The organism is Leclercia sp. GLN_9 (assembly GCF_043105735.1).
Classification (GTDB): Bacteria; Pseudomonadota; Gammaproteobacteria; order Enterobacterales; family Enterobacteriaceae; genus Enterobacter; species Enterobacter adecarboxylatus.
Map to the genome: position 1 here is coordinate 1 of NZ_JBICLV010000001.1, position 2,495 is coordinate 2,495.

The 2,495-nt window shown below is 51.5% G+C and carries 3 protein-coding genes; 2 read left to right on the forward strand and 1 reads right to left on the reverse strand.

Going from position 1 to position 2,495, the window contains the following annotated elements; all coding sequences use genetic code 11:
• Positions 1–1,147 precede the first annotated feature (1,147 nt).
• Positions 1,148–1,375, forward strand: coding sequence for a YgdI/YgdR family lipoprotein (locus ACF8PE_RS00005; protein ID WP_021243043.1), 228 nt, complete (start codon positions 1,148–1,150; stop codon positions 1,373–1,375).
• A gap of 365 nt (positions 1,376–1,740) precedes the next feature.
• Positions 1,741–1,926 (forward strand): Rop family plasmid primer RNA-binding protein, encoded by a 186-nt coding sequence (locus ACF8PE_RS00010; RefSeq protein WP_013772937.1) that lies wholly within the window; start codon positions 1,741–1,743, stop codon positions 1,924–1,926.
• A gap of 290 nt (positions 1,927–2,216) precedes the next feature.
• On the opposite strand, the gene ACF8PE_RS00015 is transcribed toward ACF8PE_RS00010, so the two are convergent.
• Positions 2,217–2,435, reverse strand: coding sequence for a hypothetical protein (locus ACF8PE_RS00015; protein WP_198129632.1), 219 nt, complete (start codon positions 2,433–2,435; stop codon positions 2,217–2,219).
• Positions 2,436–2,495 lie beyond the last annotated feature (60 nt).

The following is a 2,495-nucleotide window of genomic DNA, read 5'->3' on the forward strand; positions in this document are numbered from 1 at the left end:
AAAAAAAAAAAATTGCAGTCAGGCCGGAACGGCTGCTGAACCGGTACAGGCGGGTTCCGGGCGCAGCGCCGGACCAGTCACGGAGCACTAGCGGAGTGTATACTGGCTTAAGATGTAGCATGGCAGTAACACATAGCATTAATGCCACATAAGACAGGCGCAGAAAGTGAAAGAAAACGCGTCAGGAGAAAATGTGATACAGAATATATTCCGCTTCCTCGCTCACTGACTCGCTCCGCTCGGTCGTTCGGCTGCGGCGAGCGGGACGGGCTTACGGATGGATCAGAAATTTCCTGGGGGATGCCAGGAAGATACTTAACGAAGAAAGCATAAGGCCGCGCCAAAGCCGTTTTTCCATAGGCTCCGCCCCCCTGACAAGCATCACAGAATCTGACGCTCAAATCAGTGGTGGCGAAACCCGATGCGGCTTAAAGATACCAGGCGTTTCCCCCTGGTGGCTCCCTCGTGCTCCCCCGCATTCCTGCCTTTCGGTTTACCGGTGTCACTCCGCTGTTATGGCCGCGGTTTCTCATTCCACGCCTGACACTCAGTTCCGGGAAGGCAGTTCGCTCCAGGATGGACTGTATGCACGAACCCCCCGTTCAGTCCGACCGCTGCGCCTTATCCGGTAACTATCAACTTGAGTCCAACCCGGAAAGACACGACTAATCGCCATTGGCAACGGCCATTGGCAAACAGGATGTGCGAGAGATGTCTCAAGAGTTCTTGAAGTGGCGGCCTTAGTGAGGCTACACTGAAAGGACAAATTTGGTGACATGTCTCGCACAAGACTGTTACCACGGTTAGGGGATCTGCCAGGATTACCTAACCTTCGAAAAACCACCTGCCAGGGTGGTTTTTTCGTTTACAGGGCAAGAGATTACGCGCGGAAAAAAAGGATCTCAAGAAGATCCTTTATAAATTAGACATCCAACCTCACAAAGAGGAATACTTAAATCATCTTGGTATATGTATCGGCCGGATTACATCTCATATAAGCCTCCTCCCCGCCTGACACCACACTTTGACCATAGCACCTCGCGCCTAACTCGATATACAGCCCACCATCAAGCCTCTTTTCACATAAAAAATGACCTATAGTTAGATGGTTAGTGACCAAAACTGATATGGATAAAAGGAGCTGGCTTTGAAAAAGATTTTTGTTTCAGTGTTCGCAGCGGCAGTTGCGCTTTCAGCCCTCACCGGCTGCACGCGCACAAGCTATGCCATACACACCAATGACGGTCGCACTATTGTCAGCGACGGCAAACCTAAAGAATCAGACTCAGGCCTGCTTGGCTATACAGACGCGAATGGTGTCAAACAGCAGATCAATAAAACCGACGTTAAAGAAGTCTCCGAAATTCCGCACTGAGCATCTTCTCCGAAAAAGGCCGCTAATGTGGCCTTTTTCTTTACCTGTGGTTCTCCGCCAAAATCCCAGCAAATTGCATCACCAAAGCTAAAAGCTTTCAGGGTTGTCTAAAAAGCACAAGACATAAGAGGAAGTGCGGTATTTTATAATCAAGCCCCCAAGAATTTACCATAACATCCGTTGCCCGCACCGCCTGAGACGCGTTCAGCGCGTTCCTGACGAAACCATGACAAAAACCACAACAAACCACCCCGGAACCCGTCAGAAACGCGCCTGTTAAATTTTAACGGCATGCATGACTATGCACCAGAATGACGCCATGCTCTTTTCACGCAAAAATCATCACCAGACGGGGAAAATCACCAGTGACCAGACAGGAATCCGCCGCCCTCAATATGGCCAAATTTATCCGCGCACAGACACTTCTCCTCCTTGAGCGGCTCGAGCAGATGGATCTGGATGAGGCTGCCGGCTGCTGTGAGCACCTGCACGATCAGGCCGAAGCGCTTTACGCCATGCTGAACGCACAGATAGGCGAGGAAAATGCGTGAAAATCGGTGAACGGGTGCGCAATTCAGTGCGCGGCCGTGAGGCGATGGCGGGGTGTCGGGGCGCAGCCCTGACCAGGGTATTTGTGATGCCGGCGCGTGCGCGGTATTACAAATGCACATCCTGTCCCGGAACGGACACCGGGAAACAGCAAAAAAAACCGGGCGGCACGCCCGGAACTCAATCAAGTTAGATTAGATTACTCTCACTCGTCCATAACAGCATCATGGAACGACGACCACCGTCCGTGACGGCCGCCTCGTTTAAGTATGGACAGAAATACAGAAAATGCTCAGGACGAAATGTAATGAATGCGAACGGATTCAAGAAATTCGAGCATGACAGTCCTTACGGCCGGTTCGGTTTCAGACAAAATCTGCCGGTATGCATCCAGCATCATGGCTCCGGCATCCCCTCCGGCACGCCGTAGCCAGACCGAAACAACGGACACAAGCAGGTGTCGCTCATCATCACTAAGAGTCATCAGGGCTCCGGAAGAAAAACCAAACATGGCTTACCTACTGTTAACGGCAACGCAGAAGAAAGGTTTACAGGGTAGCGGGCAGGGATG